The sequence below is a fragment of the Providencia zhijiangensis genome (assembly GCF_030315915.2).
Taxonomy (GTDB): domain Bacteria; phylum Pseudomonadota; class Gammaproteobacteria; order Enterobacterales; family Enterobacteriaceae; genus Providencia; species Providencia zhijiangensis.
On record NZ_CP135990.1, the window covers coordinates 637,194 to 652,027 of the forward strand.

Below are 14,834 nucleotides of genomic sequence, written 5' to 3' on the forward strand. Positions count from 1 at the left end.
CCTTGTCTATTTGAATTGTGGCTAACGCGATCATTTTTATGTTGTTAGCTCCAAATGTGCTACTCCTACCGTTCACAATTGTGTAGTGGTTTAATAAATTTGGCCACCTGAACAGAGGTGATATGCTCACCTCAGAACAACACAGGTGCCTTAATGAAAAAACGAAATTTCAGTGCAGAATTCAGACGTGAATCAGCCCAGCTGGTTGTGGATCAGAACTATACAGTTGCAGATGCCGCGAAAGCCATGAATGTCGGGCTTTCCACCTTGACGCGGTGGGTAAAGCAATTACGGGACGAACGGGCAGGCAAAACACCGAAAGCATCCCCTATCACGCCGGAACAAATTGAGATACGTGAGCTGAAGAAAAAAATTCAACGTATTGAAATGGAAAACGAAATATTAAAAAAGGCTACCGCGCTCTTGATGTCAGACTCCCTGAACAGGTCTCGGTGATCGGGAAACTCAGAGCGCATTATCCTGTGGCCACTCTTTGCTGCGTGTTCGGAGTTCACCGCAGCAGCTATAGATACCGGGAAAACCGGCCTGACAATCCGGACGGCAGGAGAGCCGTATTACGTAGTCAGGTTCAGGAGCTGCACGGCCTCAGTCATGGCTCAGCAGGTGCAAGAAGTATCGCTGTAATGGCAACACACAGGGGCTTCCGGATGGGACGATGGCTTGCCGGACGGCTAATGAAGGAGATGGGGCTGGTGAGCTGTCAGCAGCCTGTTCACCGGTATAAACGTGGCGGTCATGAACACATTGCTATCCCGAACCACCTTGAGCGACAGTTCGCAGTGACAGAGCCCAATCAGGTATGGTGCGGCGACGTAACGTATATCTGGACCGGTAAACGCTGGGCATACCTGGCCGTTGTACTCGACCTGTTCGCAAGGAAACCCGTGGGCTGGGCAATGTCATTTTCTCCGGACAGCAAACTGACAACCAAAGCGCTGAAAATGGCATGGGAAATACGAAATAAGCCATCCGGGCTCATGTTCCACAGTGATCAGGGTAGCCACTATACAAGCAGGCAGTTCCGACAGTTACTGTGGCGATACCGGATAAAACAAAGTATGAGTAGGCGTGGTAACTGCTGGGATAACAGCCCGATGGAGCGCTTCTTCAGAAGTCTGAAAAATGAGTGGGTGCCGGTGACCGGCTACATCAGCTTCAGTGAAGCAGCCCATGCAATAACGGATTATATCGTCGGGTATTACAGCGAAGTCAGGCCGCATGAATATAACGGTGGATTACCACCAAACGAATCAGAAAACCAATACCGGAAAAACTCTAAAACCGTGGCCAATTTTAGTTGACCACTACATTGATCACCTTAAAACGGCTTGATAGAGTAAAGAATTTGAGGGAGATAACTATGCATATCCACCTAAAGCCTATAGATAAATCAAACTATGAATCTATTATCATGCTTGAAGTCACTGAAATCCAGGAAGATTTTGTTGCTTCTAATATGTTTTCTTTGGTAGAGGCGGCTTATGATGAAACCCTTACCGTTCGAGGCATCTACAATGGAGATATACCTGTTGGCTTTTTAATGTGGAAAAAGGCCTCAGATCTTAAAACAGAGATTTGGCGTTTCATGGTGGATAAATCACATCAGCAGCTTGGAATTGGGCGAAAGGCGTTAGAGTTAGCTTTAAATGAGATTAAACAAGATACATTGATAAATGAAATTGAAATCTGTTATGACCCATTAAACCCTATAGCGAAACCTTTTTATGCTTCTTTTGGATTCAAAGAAATTGGATTAGATGACGAGGGAGAAGAAATGCTCGCTGTTATTTTGTTTTAGCTTTCTTTTTCTTGTTAGGCTGTACACAACATCACATCAATTGTTGGGCTGACAAAAAGCAACAACAGCCTGTGTCATTTCTCCTCATGCCTCGACTGAGAGGGAGCTGAAGTAGCCTTCACGTTAATAAATCAAACAGCGAAAAAGAAAAAGGCGTTTCAGTGTATGAAGCGCCTTTGTTTTGGGTATTGGTTATGATTGTTTAGTTAGCTTCAGGCTTTTTGATTGGAACATAATAGCTGAATGCTTCAATATGAGTTCTTGGATCCGTATCCGTTATCTCATTGTGCGTTACATTCTTGATTTTGTAGTTTTCTACATCATAGCCTGGGCGGCGAGTGAGATTCAGTTTTGGCAAGTAGACCCCATAAACATGGTAAAGGAACTCTTGCATTCTTTCTCTCGTCGTTTCGCCACGATAATTAAATTTCACATATTCGCCTGCGGGGATCGTAACATGGCTATATTCGGTGTTACTAAAGCTCGCATCTTCCGGTTTCACCGCGGTGGTGTAAAACACCGTTTGCTCATCATCTTTCTCGGCACTATGAATCGCATGATGCAAACCAAATACTTCGGAAGCCACTTTGGTGGTGTGTTCTAAATAATAGCGCCAGAAAGATTGACGCATTTGCGAGCAAGCGGTTGACCACTCTTCAAGCACATAGGAACAACTTTGCTCCAAACCAACCAATGGCTGCTCGACCATCGTGACAAATTCATAATCTAATGGAGAATGTTCATCTAATACAATCGGCGGGCAGATACCAGTCGCGCACCACTCTTCAGTGCGACGATAAAACGCCGGCGTCAGATTGAACTGCTTTTTAAAAGCGCGAGTGAAAGTTTGTTGTGAATCAAATCGATACTGTAATGCAATATCAAGAATGGGACGGCTCGTTAAGCGCAGTGCAACCGCGGCACGAGATAGGCGTCTAGCGCGAATATAAGCACCAATTGCTTGGTCGGTCACATCCTTGAACATTCTCTGTAAATGCCACTTTGAATAACCCGCTCTTGCGGCAACATTATCTAATGATAATGGTTTATCAAGGTTATCATCTATCCAACGAAGAAGGTCGCGAATAATATTTGTTTGATCCATGGATATCCCCAGGCAATACGACTCATAGAACCGATATGAGTAATCAATGAGTGGCTATTCTATAACAAGTTACCTTTTTCGTTTATAGTAAATGAGTTGTATTTAAGAATTAGTTAATAAACAGAATTATTGCCGTTTAGGTTATTTAAAATTCAGATGTTAAGCTGAAAAGGGAATACTGTATGCGTTCTTCCAAATTTAAAAAAGGTATTGCGAAAGGTAATACGCTGAAAAACCTCATTTTAGGATCAATGTTGTCTACACTATCTTTTATGGCAGTCGCAGAAGAAATCGGCTCGGTGGATACGGTATTCAAGGTGCTTGGCCCTGACCATAAAATAGTCGTTGAAGCCTTTGATGACCCAGATGTGGACAATGTGACTTGCTACCTAAGCCGTTCAAAAACGGGCGGGATTAAAGGCGGGCTTGGATTAGCGGAAGATACCTCGGACGCGGCCATTTCCTGCCAACAAGTGGGTCCTATTGAGTTAAATGACCGAGTGAAACGTAATCCGAAAAAAGGGCAGGTAGTTTTCCAAAAGAGAACGTCACTGGTATTTAAAAAGCTCCAAGTGGTTCGTTTTTACGATCCAAAACGTAACGCGCTCGTCTATTTGACCTATTCCGATAAGATGATCGACGGCTCGCCTAAAAATGCGATAAGCGCCGTGCCGATTATGCCGTGGTGATGAGATAAGATGCCAGTAACATGCTTTACTGGCATCTTATTTAAAACGGTTCATGCTGATAATTAGTTCTCTTTTATGATTATGACCAGAAAGGATCTGCATGCCATTTTTCTGGAAATCCTGCGCTACCTAAATAGCTTTTTACGCAGTGGTATTTTCCTATTAAGGTTGTTAAATCATCGTATAAATTAATATCTTGTATATCTAAGGATAATAATATTCTGTGAGTCATTGCAAGTGAGGTATAGATGCGATTGTTATTCGTTGGTGAGGTATTAAGTAATGGAATGATACTTGAAGGTGCCCGTAAGTTTGCGTTCCATAATCGGCTATGGTGAGCACAACGATTTCTTATATCTCTAAGTGTTTTAGCCCAAGAGCAAAGGATTTTAAAACTAGGGGCTCCAAATTCTAATGCCATTGAATCTAATGGAGCACCAGAGCGTTGGTTGATAATCGGTGTGTTTAAGTTATCGTATATCTTTAATATTGTTCCAATACTGAGAAACTCACAGGCTATCCAAAATGGCGGTAAAAATTTAAAGTTATCATGGGTAGTATTGTAGTACTTTGATTTATAGTGAGAGGCATACTCTTCTTTTGTATTTGAAAATTCATTACTTATTTTGTTACGAATAGAGTCAATAGAGTAGGTATTATTATTTTTTATATTGAACCATTGATTATCAAGATACCAAAAAGGGGTACCACTAATAGAGGACATGACCTGATCTAAGCGGCTTCTTAATTTTATTTCAATTCTCGCAATAGCCTTGAAAAGAATAAATCTAATTTGTTCATCAAATCGATATATATCAACAGCATCTTCAAAATACTCACCTGGCCTATAGTTTTTCCCTATAGGGCAATTAGGATCTAACAAAGGGTGAAGGTAAATTTTAAAGTGGTAGTAGTTTATTTGAGATAATATTTTCTCTGCGATATTTTCATCAATAAAACTAAGCTGCTTTGTTTTTAGATCTGAAATGATGTCCGAAGGTGTTTTATACGGCTTTATATAAGGGGTATAAGGCATATTCTTGCGGTTCCATCGCGATTTTTATTAATAAAAAAGCTCATTACATTCCTAAAAAACGTATGAACGTTATGAAAGGAGCATAATGAGCGTTGTTAGCCTCAATTATGCTTATCTATTTTTTTGTGTCAATATTTTTTCTTATTACTAGATTGAGCTTTAAATTGTTTTATTAAAATTAACAAAAACAATTAATTGCTTTATTGAAACAAAAAAACCGGCTTGCGCCGGCTTTTTATTAATCAGAACAAAATCACTCGTCTAAATCACCGCAGAAACGGTAGCCTTCACCGTGGATGGTAGCAATGATTTCCGGGGTATCTGGTGTCGACTCGAAGTGTTTACGAATGCGACGGATAGTCACATCGACTGTTCTGTCATGAGGTTTTAACTCACGACCAGTCATTTTCTTCAGTAAGTCTGCACGAGTTTGGATTTTGCCTGGGTTTTCACAGAAGTGAAGCATTGCACGGAATTCACTACGTGGTAATTTGTAGTGCTCACCAGCAGGGCTCACTAATGAACGGCTATTAATGTCTAATTCCCAGCCATTGAACTTATAGCTCTCAACCAGACGGCGTTCTTCTGTACCACCCGCTAAATTCATAGTACGGGACAGTAAGTTACGTGCACGGATAGTCAATTCGCGTGGGTTGAATGGTTTGGTGATATAGTCATCAGCACCGATTTCAAGACCAAGAATCTTATCAACTTCGTTATCACGACCAGTTAAGAACATTAATGCGATACTTTCTTGCTCACGTAATTCACGAGCCAGCAGTAAGCCGTTTTTGCCTGGTAAGTTAATATCCATGATCACTAAGTTGATGTCATGTTCCGAAAGAACATTGTTCATCTCTTCACCATCGGTGGCTTCGTGAACAACATAACCTTCCGCTTCAAAGATACTTTTCAGCGTATTACGTGTGACAATCTCGTCTTCAACGATCAAAATGTGTGGGGTCTGCATATTTGCTACCTAAAGTATTAAAATAAAAATACTGAACCCATAGGCCGTTTCCAGTTAGGTGGTTGTTGGTATGGTTATCTGGAAAAACACGTCTATGAGTATAAATTTGTCTTTACATTTTTCAGTGACTTAACGTTGCCTATCCATTAGGCTGAAGGTCATAAAACTCACCAAAACTTAAGCACTTTCCCAATATTGGGCTGTTAACAGCAATATAACAGCTAATACTGCATTTACCACCTAAAAAACTAACTTTTGTTGATACATATCAAAATCAATTGTAGCACGTTAACAATGATTGTTAGGTAGATAATTATACCAAAATTATTTGTTATAGAGATATCGAATAGACGATAAAAATAAGAGAAAAAAGGAGAGATAATGCACGTTTTTCATTGTGATACCGTAAAGAAAGGTAGATGTGAATAGGGATCAAGATATTTGGATTTAACTTAAGCTAAGTCACGTAAGTGGTTTTTGCGTCTCCAGAACACCTTAAAATTGTCAGAGAGTAAAATTTCGTTTAGCACATCAAAATCGCGTAAAAAAAGTATTTTTGGTTTTTTATAAGAAAAACTAGGTGATTACACTTACTCGCTTTGCGTGAATCTATTTTGTTTTACAAAAAAATAACAAGACTCCTCAGAAATATCTGAATTAATATTTGCATGCTTATAATTAACGAGATGGCTATTCAGTTTATTATGTGCAATTTTGATCTGAAACTAAGTAGGATTTTTTAAGGTTGGCGCGAATATTGATCAAGATTAATGAAAGAGAGATAGATAGGACAGCAATGGCAATTTATTTCAAATTTACAGCTGAAAAATACGGTTAAAATATCACCATCAAATTTGAGATTTGATTGTTTTTTATGCAGATAGTGTGGTTGTTTTTTAAATAAAATTAAAATCTATTAATTTTAGAATGAATGAATTTTACAACTAGAATTTCAAGGCTGGCTCTCTTTTTATGAAGATATTTTTGACGAATGTAGTGGATCTCTGAGCTGAATTGCCGCTTATTTTGGGGGCATAAATGCAAATAAATTTGACATTATTGTGTGATTACTTTAACCGTATAGGGAGAAACCTAAATGTTCCCTACGAGATAAACAAATTTTATGCGTAACATCAGCCTGGCTACGATTATTACCACCACCACCGTGACCACAGGAAACGGGGCGGGCTGACGCATCCAAAAAATAAAAATGAAAAAGCCCGCATCCTAAAAAGATGTGGGCTTTTTTTTGGCGCTAATTCAGGAGAGAAATACCATGCGTGTGCTTAAATTTGGCGGTACTTCAGTCGCAAATGACGAACGGGTACTTAATGTTGCTGATATCGCGGAAAGCAAGTTGGCAGATGGGCAAGTTGCGTTGGTGCTATCTGCACCGGCGAAAATCACTAACCATTTGGTGGCGATGATTGAAAAAACGGCAGCAGGTCAGGATGTCATCACGCATGTGAGTGATGCAGAAATGATTTTTGCTAATCTCTTAAAGGGATTGAAAGAAAAGCAGCCCGGCTTTGAATATGACAAACTGAAAAAGCTGACTGAACACGAATTCGCGCAAATCAAACAAGTACTGCATGGTATTACTCTTCTAGGACAATGTCCTGATAGCATCAACGCCTCTATTATCTGCCGTGGTGAGAAGCTCTCTATCGCCATCATGGAATCTGTATTAAAAGCTCGCGGTCATAAAGTCACGGTGATTGATCCGGTGAAAAGCTTGCTGGCCAAAGGTCACTATCTTGAATCCACCGTCGATATCAATGAGTCTACTAAACGCATTGCGGAGCTGAACATTCCTAAAGACCATTTCGTATTGATGGCGGGCTTTACAGCTGGAAATGAGAAGGGTGAGCTGGTGGTGCTAGGCCGTAATGGTTCCGACTACTCGGCTGCGGTATTAGCGGCATGTTTACGTGCAGATTGTTGTGAAATTTGGACAGATGTTGATGGGGTTTATACTTGTGACCCGCGTTTAGTGCCTGATGCCCGTTTACTCAAAGGGATGTCATACCAAGAAGCGATGGAGCTTTCCTATTTTGGCGCGAAAGTTCTGCACCCTCGAACTATCGCCCCAATTGCACAATTCCAAATTCCTTGCCTGATCAAAAACACCACTAACCCAAGTGCGCCGGGTACGCTGATTGGTGATGGTCAAACGGATGCTAGCACGCCAGTGAAAGGGATCACTAACCTGAATAATATGGCGATGATCAACGTCTCAGGTCCGGGTATGAAAGGCATGGTCGGTATGGCCGCGCGTATTTTCTCGGTCATGTCCCGTAAAGGGATCTCTGTGGTGCTGATCACGCAATCATCGTCGGAGTACAGTATCAGCTTCTGTGTGCCGCAAAATGAGCTACAGCGTGCTCGCGGGGCATTAGAAGAAGAGTTTTATTTAGAGCTTAAAGATGGGGTATTAGACCCGTTAGATGTGATGGAGCAACTGGCTATCATCTCCGTTGTTGGGGATGGTATGCGTACATTAAAAGGCATCTCCGCACGTTTCTTCTCAGCATTAACTCGCGGCAATATCAACATCGTTGCTATCGCACAGGGCTCGTCTGAGCGTTCAATTTCTGCGGTGATCGCCAATGAGTCAGCCACTTCAGCGGTGCGTTTATGTCACCAAATGCTGTTTAATGCAGAGCAAGTGATTGAAGCCTTTATAGTCGGTGTAGGCGGTGTAGGTAATGCGTTGATCGAACAGATCCATCGCCAACAACAATGGCTGAAACAAAAACATATTGATCTACGTGTCTGTGGGATCGCTAACTCAAGAGCGATGCTGATCAATATGCAAGGCATTGATTTAGATAATTGGAAAACAGAATTAGCCGACGCCAAAGATGCGTTTAGCCTCAGTCGCCTGATCCGTTTAGAACGTGAATATCACTTTTTAAACCCAGTGATCATCGACTGTACGTCTAACCAAGAGATTGCTGAGCAATATGCTAGCTTCTTAAAAGACGGCTTTAACGTTGTTACGCCGAACAAAAAAGCCAACACATTGTCGATGGATTATTATCATCAACTTCGTGCCGCGGCTGAAAGTTCGAAACGTAAATTCCTTTATGATACCAACGTAGGGGCGGGTTTACCGGTTATCGAAAACCTACAAAACTTACTGAACGCTGGGGACGAATTAGTTCATTTCAGTGGAATTTTGTCAGGCTCCTTGTCATTTATTTTCGGTAAATTGGATGAAGGAATGTCCTTATCAGAAGCGACAACGTTAGCGAAGGAAAAAGGCTTCACAGAGCCAGACCCACGCGACGACTTATCCGGTATGGATGTGGCGCGTAAGTTACTGATTTTAGCTCGTGAGGCGGGTTATGAATTAGAACTTAGCGACATCAATATTGAATCTGTACTTCCTGCTGATTTCGACAGTTCAGGCAGTGTTGCCGAGTTTATGGCGCGTTTACCACAACTTGATGCCCAGTTTGCTGCGCGGATAAAAGCGGCAGAAGCAGAAGAAAAAGTGTTACGCTATGTGGGTCTTATTGAAGAAGGTCGCTGTCAGGTGAAAATGGTTGCTGTTGACGGAAATGACCCACTGTTTAAAGTAAAAAATGGCGAAAACGCACTGGCATTCTACACGCGCTACTATCAACCAATTCCTTTAGTTCTCAGAGGTTACGGTGCTGGTAATGATGTAACTGCGGCGGGTGTATTTGCGGATATGCTGCGTACCCTATCATGGAAATTGGGAGTTTAAGAAGTGATCAAAGTTTATGCACCCGCTTCAATTGGTAATGTGAGCGTTGGATTTGATGTGCTAGGCGCAGCAGTCTCTCCGGTTGATGGTTCACTGCTTGGTGACTGTGTCAGTATTGAAGCGGCAGAGACATTTTCATTAGAAAACCAAGGTCGATTTGTTTCTAAGCTACCGAAAAAAATGGAACACAACATTGTTTACCAATGCTGGGAACTGTTTTGCGAGCGTCTGGGTAAAAAACTGAACGTGGCGATGACCCTTGAAAAGAATATGCCAATTGGTTCGGGTTTAGGTTCAAGTGCTTGCTCCGTTGTCGCTGCGCTGATGGCGCTGAATGAGTTTGCGGATAAGCCATTTGACCAAACCGCACTGCTTGGCATGATGGGCGAGCTGGAAGGGCGTATTTCAGGCAGCATTCACTATGATAACGTCGCGCCTTGCTATTTGGGTGGTTTACAGTTGATCATCGAGCAAAATGGCATTATTTCTCAGCCTGTCCCTGCGTTTGAAAATTGGTATTGGGTGATGGCCTATCCGGGGATTAAAGTTTCCACCGCGGAAGCGCGAGCCATTTTACCCGATAGCTATTCTCGTCATGACATTGTGAATCACGGACGCTATTTATCGGGCTTTATCCATGCATGCCATACTAACCAGTCAACGCTCGCTGTCACGATGATCAAAGACGTCGTGGCAGAGCCATACCGTACTCAGTTGCTGCCGGGTTTTGCGAAGGCGCGTGAACATGCGAAGCAAATTGGTGCGCTGGCATGTGGCATTTCGGGGTCAGGACCAACAATTTTTACCATTTGCGATGATAAAAGAATTGCAGAAGAAATGGTGCAGTACCTACAACAACATTACATTCAAAATGATGAAGGCTTTGTGCATATCTGTCGTTTAGATATGGCGGGTGCAAGGACAATAGGGTAAACGATGAAACTGTATAATTTAAAAGATAACAATGAACAAGTCAGCTTCGCGCAAGCCGTGAAACAAGGGTTAGGTAAGCAACAAGGGTTATTTTTCCCTCAAGACTTACCTGAGTTTAGCGCCAGTGAAATTGATGAATTACTGAAGTTGGATTTTGTCACTCGTAGCAGCCGTATTTTAAGCGCGTTTATTGGAGATGAAATCCCTGCTGAGCAGCTAGCTGAACGTGTTAAAACCGCTTTTGCATTCCCAGCACCTGTTTCCAAAGTTGAAGATGATGTGGCTACGTTAGAGCTGTATCACGGCCCAACACTGGCATTTAAAGACTTTGGCGGCCGTTTTATGGCACAAGCGCTAGGTCAAGTGGCAGGCGGCGCGCCAGTCACTATCTTAACCGCAACGTCTGGTGATACCGGTGCAGCCGTAGCCCATGCATTCTATGGTTTGGATAATGTTCAAGTCGTTATCTTATACCCAGAAGGCAAAATCAGCCCACTGCAAGAAAAGCTATTCTGTACGCTGGGTAAAAACATCCATACTGTGGCTATCAAAGATGATTTCGATGCATGTCAGGCGATGGTTAAACACGCTTTTGATGATGAAGAACTGAAAAAAGCCCTGTATTTGAACTCTGCGAACTCCATCAATATTAGCCGTCTGTTAGCGCAGATTTGCTATTATTTTGAAGCGGTTGCTCAGATCCCAGCAGAAAAACGCGATCAACTGGTGATCTCTGTGCCAAGTGGTAACTTTGGGGATTTAACAGCGGGCTTACTGGCGAAATCTATGGGGTTACCAGTGAAACGCTTTATCGCTGCCACTAACGTTAATGACACTGTTCCGCGTTATTTAGTCGATGGAAAATGGGCGCCGCATCAAACCGTTGCGACGCTATCTAACGCAATGGATGTCAGCCAGCCAAATAACTGGCCGCGTATTGAAGAATTATTCCGCCGTAAAGGTTGGTCATTAAAAGAGCTGGGTTACGGTGCAGTGAGTGATGAAGTGACTCAAGAGACTGTACGTGAATTGGATAAAAAAGGTTATTTATCCGAGCCTCATGCGGCGGTTGCTTATCGTGTCCTGCGTGACCAACTGCAAGATGGCGAATATGGTCTGTTCTTAGGAACGGCTCATCCAGCGAAATTTAAAGAGAGCGTGGAAGCTATCTTAAATAAACAAATTTCACTGCCAAAAGAGCTGGCGGAACGTGCTGATTTACCACTGCTTTCTCACTTCTTACCATCTGATTTCGTTCAATTACGCGAATTTTTAATGAAGTTAGCACCGAAGCAGTAATTGAAGTTCACTGTTAAAGGAAATGTTAACAACGGAAGCTGAATTGGCTTCCGTTTTTTGATGAGGGAATTAATAACTAACACCATCCGCGCCATCTTGCCCGCCATCGGGTCCACCTTTGCCACCTTTACCTGCTTGTCCCCCAATACCTGCATTCCCACCATTCCCACCATTTCCACTACCGTCACCATCTCCTCCATTACCACCGTGGCCACCATGACTTCCTCCGTGTCCGCCATTGCCACCACTACCATTGACGGATCCATTTCCGCCGTTGCCCCCGTTACCTAGGCCATCTCCGTTGCCTCCGTGTCCACCGTCACCACCATGTACACCACCATTTCCGCCATTTCCTCCATTTCCATTACTGCCGGGAGTTGCGTGACCTCCGTGGTTGCCATGACCATGACTGCCGCCGTTGCCGCCATTTCCACCATGTTGACCATTACCTCCTCTGCCGCCATTGCCTCCAACTCCGCCATTACCACCGTTTCCGCCACTACCATGTTGTCCATGGGTGCCATTAACGCCATTCTCGGAATGATGAAAATAATAATTTCGGCAATAAAAAGGAATACAAAAATATGACTGTGAAATATTATCGATAATAATGGATTTATTTAAATGGAATGAATGAGGTTTATTAATATGAAGATTATTGGAGTGACTTAATATTGGTGTTGTTGTGAAAATTAAAATAGAGAAAAATTGAAATAGAGATTGATTAACCATTGTTTCCTCCATCCCCCTTCATGAATGAAGGGGGGAAATAATTAAATAATCGGGTTTATTTAATTTCCATTACCGCCGTTTCCACCATTGCCTCCATGCCCGCCGCTACCACCACTTCCCCCGTTACCACCATTGCCGCCATGTCCACCATTACCCCCATTACCGCCGTTACTCCATAGATATTCGGTGGCGGTTTGCTGAGAGTCGGTCGGTATAGTCATAGAAAGAGCGGATAAAGGGAATAATAAGGTGATTAAGAGAGTAGAGATTTTACGCATATAAATTCCTCGTTATAAAGTGAATTAATTAAACTGCAAATAAAGCTTAAATGACTCACTTAAATAATTAAAGAATGTTATCGGGTAATTAATAGATCAAATTTGGTTTGAATAAATATAAAATAATAAGCTGTGATTTTATTCGTTCGTTTGTATTTAAATTAAAGGTAATAAATAGAAAGCTATCCCTTAAATATATTTTAAGAGATAGCGATAGGGGAAGGGCTTAGATTGCGTCTTCGAGGATCAGCTCAATGGCTTTTAACTCATCTTGGCTAAAATCACGATTTTCCATCATGCCGAGAGCATCATCGATTTGGCTGATACGGCTTGCGCCAATAAGCACGGAAGTAATACGGTCATGGCGTAGCAACCAAGCTAATGACATTTGACTCAATTTTTGCCCACGATTTAAGGCTAATTCATTGAGTTTTTTCACTTTTGCTAAAATAGCGGATGTGAGCCTTTCTGGCGGTAATGATGGATTACCTGCTGCACGAGAATCAGCGGGAATACCATTGAGATAGCGATCCGTTAAAATCCCTCCGGCCAGTGGGGAGTAGGCAATCGAACCGACACCTTCTTCTTCGAGCAAATCGAGGAGACCTTCTTCAGGGGTACGTTCTAGCATGGAGTATTTAGGTTGGTGAATAAGGCAAGGGGTGCCCAGTTGATCAAGTATACGGATAGCTTCTTGCGCTGTTTCTGCGGGATAGTTCGAAATTCCCACATAAAGCGCTTTACCTTGTCGAACGATCAAATCAAGGGCTGCCATGGTCTCTTCTAACGGAGTTTGAGGATCGGGTCTGTGGTGATAGAAAATATCCACATAATCGACGCCGATTCTTTTTAAACTTTGATTGAGGCTGGCAACTAAATATTTTTTACTGCCCCAATCACCATAAGGCCCTTCCCACATGGTGTAACCTGCTTTGGAGGAGATCACCATTTCGTCGCGATAAGGACGAAAATCTTGTTGTAGGATGCGACCAAATTGCTGTTCAGCAGAGCCTGGAGGAGGTCCGTAATTATTGGCGAGATCAAAATGGGTGATCCCATGATCAAACGCATGCCTTAACATGGCTCGGCAGTTATCAATTGGCTTGTTGTCACCAAAATTATGCCAGAGTCCTAAAGAGACAAGGGGGAGCTTTAATCCACTCCGACCGCACTGACGATATTCCATATCTGTGTAACGATGTGACGCAGCAGAATATGGCATGGCTCACCTCCAAAATAAATGGCAAAGATTTACTCGAATTTTGGCATAACTCTGTCGAGCTCACTGGTGAAAGAATGCTATACAGCTTAAGAAATGATTATTTTATCGCCAGATTGTGACGGGGATTTGAAATAAGATATCGCATGTTGAGTATGAGGCTTATAGGGTGTGATGCATTCCCCATAAGCCAACAAAGTGAGCCTATGATTAGGCTTGTTCAGGGCGAGTAAAGACTAATTCATTCCCTTTCGACTGCGCTTTATCAAATTGGTAGCCTTCTAAATTAAAGTCAGATAGCTGTTCGGATTTAGTCAGTTTATTTTGAATAATAAAACGGCTCATTAATCCGCGAGCTTTCTTTGCATAAAAACTGATGACTTTATATTTACCATTTTTCTCATCTAAGAAAACGGGTTTAATAATTTCAGCGTCCAGCTTTTTGGTATTCACAGACTTAAAATATTCATCAGATGCTAAATTAACAAGGATATTATCCCCTTGCGCCGCCAGTGCTTTATTTAAATGCTGAGTGATGATATCTCCCCAGAATTCATATAAGTCTTTACCACGGCTGTTTTTAAGGCGAATTCCCATTTCCAAGCGATAAGGCTGCATTAAGTCTAATGGACGCAGCACACCATACAGGCCGGACAACATACGTAAATGTTGCTGAGCAAATTCAAAATCAGCGGGCGAAAACGTTTCGGCTTGCATGCCGGTATAGACGTCCCCTTTGAAGGCGAGGATGGCTTGGCGTGCATTTTCTGGGGTAAAGTTTGGCTGCCATTCACCAAAGCGTGCTGCATTCAGCCCTGCAAGTTTATCGCTAATTTTCATTAAGCTTGCGATATCTGCTGGCGTGAGTTTTCGGCATGTTTTAATCAGTTTTTCAGACTCAGCGAGGAGCTCGGGTTGAGTAAACGTGTCGATGGCGAGCGGGCTTTCGTAGTCTAATGTTTTGGCAGGTGAAATAGTAATCAGCATAACTTAACCCTTGTGATAGTAAATTTACCCA

General features: G+C 42.4%; 14 protein-coding genes and 1 other annotated feature. Of the genes, 7 read left to right on the top strand and 7 right to left on the bottom strand.

Going from position 1 to position 14,834, the window contains the following annotated elements; translation table 11 throughout:
• The first annotated feature begins 153 nt into the window (after positions 1-153).
• Both QS795_RS02790 and QS795_RS02795 read left to right on the top strand, forming a co-directional pair.
• A protein-coding gene (locus QS795_RS02790; RefSeq protein ID WP_166685554.1) for an IS3 family transposase occupies positions 154-1,322 on the top strand; the annotation gives its coding sequence in 2 pieces (ribosomal slippage) (positions 154-403 and positions 403-1,322; 1,170 coding nt in all).
• Between the two features lie 59 nt (positions 1,323-1,381).
• Positions 1,382-1,819, top strand: a complete 438-nt coding sequence (locus tag QS795_RS02795) for a GNAT family N-acetyltransferase (RefSeq protein WP_286272500.1) — start codon at positions 1,382-1,384, stop codon at positions 1,817-1,819.
• 202 nt (positions 1,820-2,021) lie between these two features.
• Here QS795_RS02795 and robA read toward each other — a convergent pair whose 3' ends face one another.
• Positions 2,022-2,924, bottom strand: a complete 903-nt coding sequence (gene robA / locus QS795_RS02800) for an MDR efflux pump AcrAB transcriptional activator RobA (protein WP_154637957.1) — start codon at positions 2,922-2,924, stop codon at positions 2,022-2,024.
• Between the two features lie 182 nt (positions 2,925-3,106).
• Here robA and creA point away from each other — a divergent pair, with 182 nt between their 5' ends.
• Positions 3,107-3,613: a protein CreA gene (gene creA, locus QS795_RS02805; protein ID WP_318626826.1), complete on the top strand. Its 507-nt coding sequence runs from the start codon at positions 3,107-3,109 to the stop codon at positions 3,611-3,613.
• A 79-nt stretch (positions 3,614-3,692) separates the two neighbouring features.
• Here the strand turns inward: creA and QS795_RS02810 are convergent, their stop codons facing one another.
• Together QS795_RS02810 and arcA are read right to left on the bottom strand one after the other, a co-directional pair.
• A complete protein-coding gene (locus QS795_RS02810; RefSeq protein ID WP_286272497.1) occupies positions 3,693-4,649 on the bottom strand; it encodes an Abi family protein in 957 nt (318 codons plus the stop codon).
• A 253-nt stretch (positions 4,650-4,902) separates the two neighbouring features.
• A complete protein-coding gene (gene arcA, locus QS795_RS02815) occupies positions 4,903-5,619 on the bottom strand; it encodes a two-component system response regulator ArcA (protein WP_004905684.1) in 717 nt (238 codons plus the stop codon).
• 1,123 nt (positions 5,620-6,742) lie between these two features.
• Here arcA and thrL point away from each other — a divergent pair.
• The 4 genes from thrL (at position 6,743) to thrC (ending at position 11,587) form a co-directional block, all read left to right on the top strand.
• A complete protein-coding gene (gene thrL, locus QS795_RS17485; protein WP_418055372.1) occupies positions 6,743-6,811 on the top strand; it encodes a thr operon leader peptide in 69 nt (22 codons plus the stop codon).
• Positions 6,750-6,871, top strand: a sequence feature (Thr leader region). Its footprint overlaps the gene before it by 62 nt.
• Before the next feature lie 24 nt (positions 6,872-6,895).
• A complete protein-coding gene (thrA, locus tag QS795_RS02820; protein WP_286272494.1) occupies positions 6,896-9,355 on the top strand; it encodes a bifunctional aspartate kinase/homoserine dehydrogenase I in 2,460 nt (819 codons plus the stop codon).
• Positions 9,356-9,358: 3 nt separating this feature from the next.
• Positions 9,359-10,288, top strand: a complete 930-nt coding sequence (thrB, locus tag QS795_RS02825) for a homoserine kinase (RefSeq protein ID WP_286272493.1) — start codon at positions 9,359-9,361, stop codon at positions 10,286-10,288.
• 3 nt (positions 10,289-10,291) lie between these two features.
• Complete coding sequence (gene thrC, locus QS795_RS02830; RefSeq protein ID WP_154637959.1) at positions 10,292-11,587, top strand: threonine synthase; 1,296 nt, start codon at positions 10,292-10,294, stop codon at positions 11,585-11,587.
• A gap of 69 nt (positions 11,588-11,656) precedes the next feature.
• Here thrC and QS795_RS02835 read toward each other — a convergent pair whose 3' ends face one another.
• From QS795_RS02835 to yaaA, 4 genes are all read right to left on the bottom strand, one after another.
• Positions 11,657-12,319 carry a hypothetical protein gene (locus tag QS795_RS02835; RefSeq protein WP_286272490.1) on the bottom strand — a complete coding sequence of 221 codons (663 nt, stop codon included), beginning with the start codon at positions 12,317-12,319 and terminating at the stop codon, positions 11,657-11,659.
• A 59-nt stretch (positions 12,320-12,378) separates the two neighbouring features.
• Positions 12,379-12,597, bottom strand: a complete 219-nt coding sequence (locus tag QS795_RS02840; RefSeq protein WP_154602774.1) for a hypothetical protein — start codon at positions 12,595-12,597, stop codon at positions 12,379-12,381.
• Positions 12,598-12,823: 226 nt separating this feature from the next.
• Positions 12,824-13,819, bottom strand: coding sequence for an aldo/keto reductase (locus QS795_RS02845; RefSeq protein WP_154628336.1), 996 nt, complete (start codon positions 13,817-13,819; stop codon positions 12,824-12,826).
• Positions 13,820-14,026: 207 nt separating this feature from the next.
• The gene (gene yaaA / locus QS795_RS02850; protein WP_154602772.1) at positions 14,027-14,803 is read right to left on the bottom strand and encodes a peroxide stress protein YaaA; all 777 of its coding nucleotides are present in this window, start codon (positions 14,801-14,803) and stop codon (positions 14,027-14,029) included.
• Positions 14,804-14,834: the final 31 nt, after the last annotated feature.

What these genes read in the sequence shown, in the direction of transcription:
- QS795_RS02795 (WP_286272500.1), top strand. Translation starts at nt 1,382, where the DNA reads ATGCATATCCACCTAAAGCCTATAGATAAATCAAACTATGAATCTATT.
- robA (WP_154637957.1), bottom strand. Translation starts at nt 2,924, where the DNA reads ATGGATCAAACAAATATTATTCGCGACCTTCTTCGTTGGATAGATGAT.
- creA (WP_318626826.1), top strand. Translation starts at nt 3,107, where the DNA reads ATGCGTTCTTCCAAATTTAAAAAAGGTATTGCGAAAGGTAATACGCTG.
- QS795_RS02810 (WP_286272497.1), bottom strand. Translation starts at nt 4,649, where the DNA reads ATGCCTTATACCCCTTATATAAAGCCGTATAAAACACCTTCGGACATC.
- arcA (WP_004905684.1), bottom strand. Translation starts at nt 5,619, where the DNA reads ATGCAGACCCCACACATTTTGATCGTTGAAGACGAGATTGTCACACGT.
- thrA (WP_286272494.1), top strand. Translation starts at nt 6,896, where the DNA reads ATGCGTGTGCTTAAATTTGGCGGTACTTCAGTCGCAAATGACGAACGG.
- thrC (WP_154637959.1), top strand. Translation starts at nt 10,292, where the DNA reads ATGAAACTGTATAATTTAAAAGATAACAATGAACAAGTCAGCTTCGCG.
- QS795_RS02835 (WP_286272490.1), bottom strand. Translation starts at nt 12,319, where the DNA reads ATGGTTAATCAATCTCTATTTCAATTTTTCTCTATTTTAATTTTCACA.
- QS795_RS02840 (WP_154602774.1), bottom strand. Translation starts at nt 12,597, where the DNA reads ATGCGTAAAATCTCTACTCTCTTAATCACCTTATTATTCCCTTTATCC.
- QS795_RS02845 (WP_154628336.1), bottom strand. Translation starts at nt 13,819, where the DNA reads ATGCCATATTCTGCTGCGTCACATCGTTACACAGATATGGAATATCGT.
- yaaA (WP_154602772.1), bottom strand. Translation starts at nt 14,803, where the DNA reads ATGCTGATTACTATTTCACCTGCCAAAACATTAGACTACGAAAGCCCG.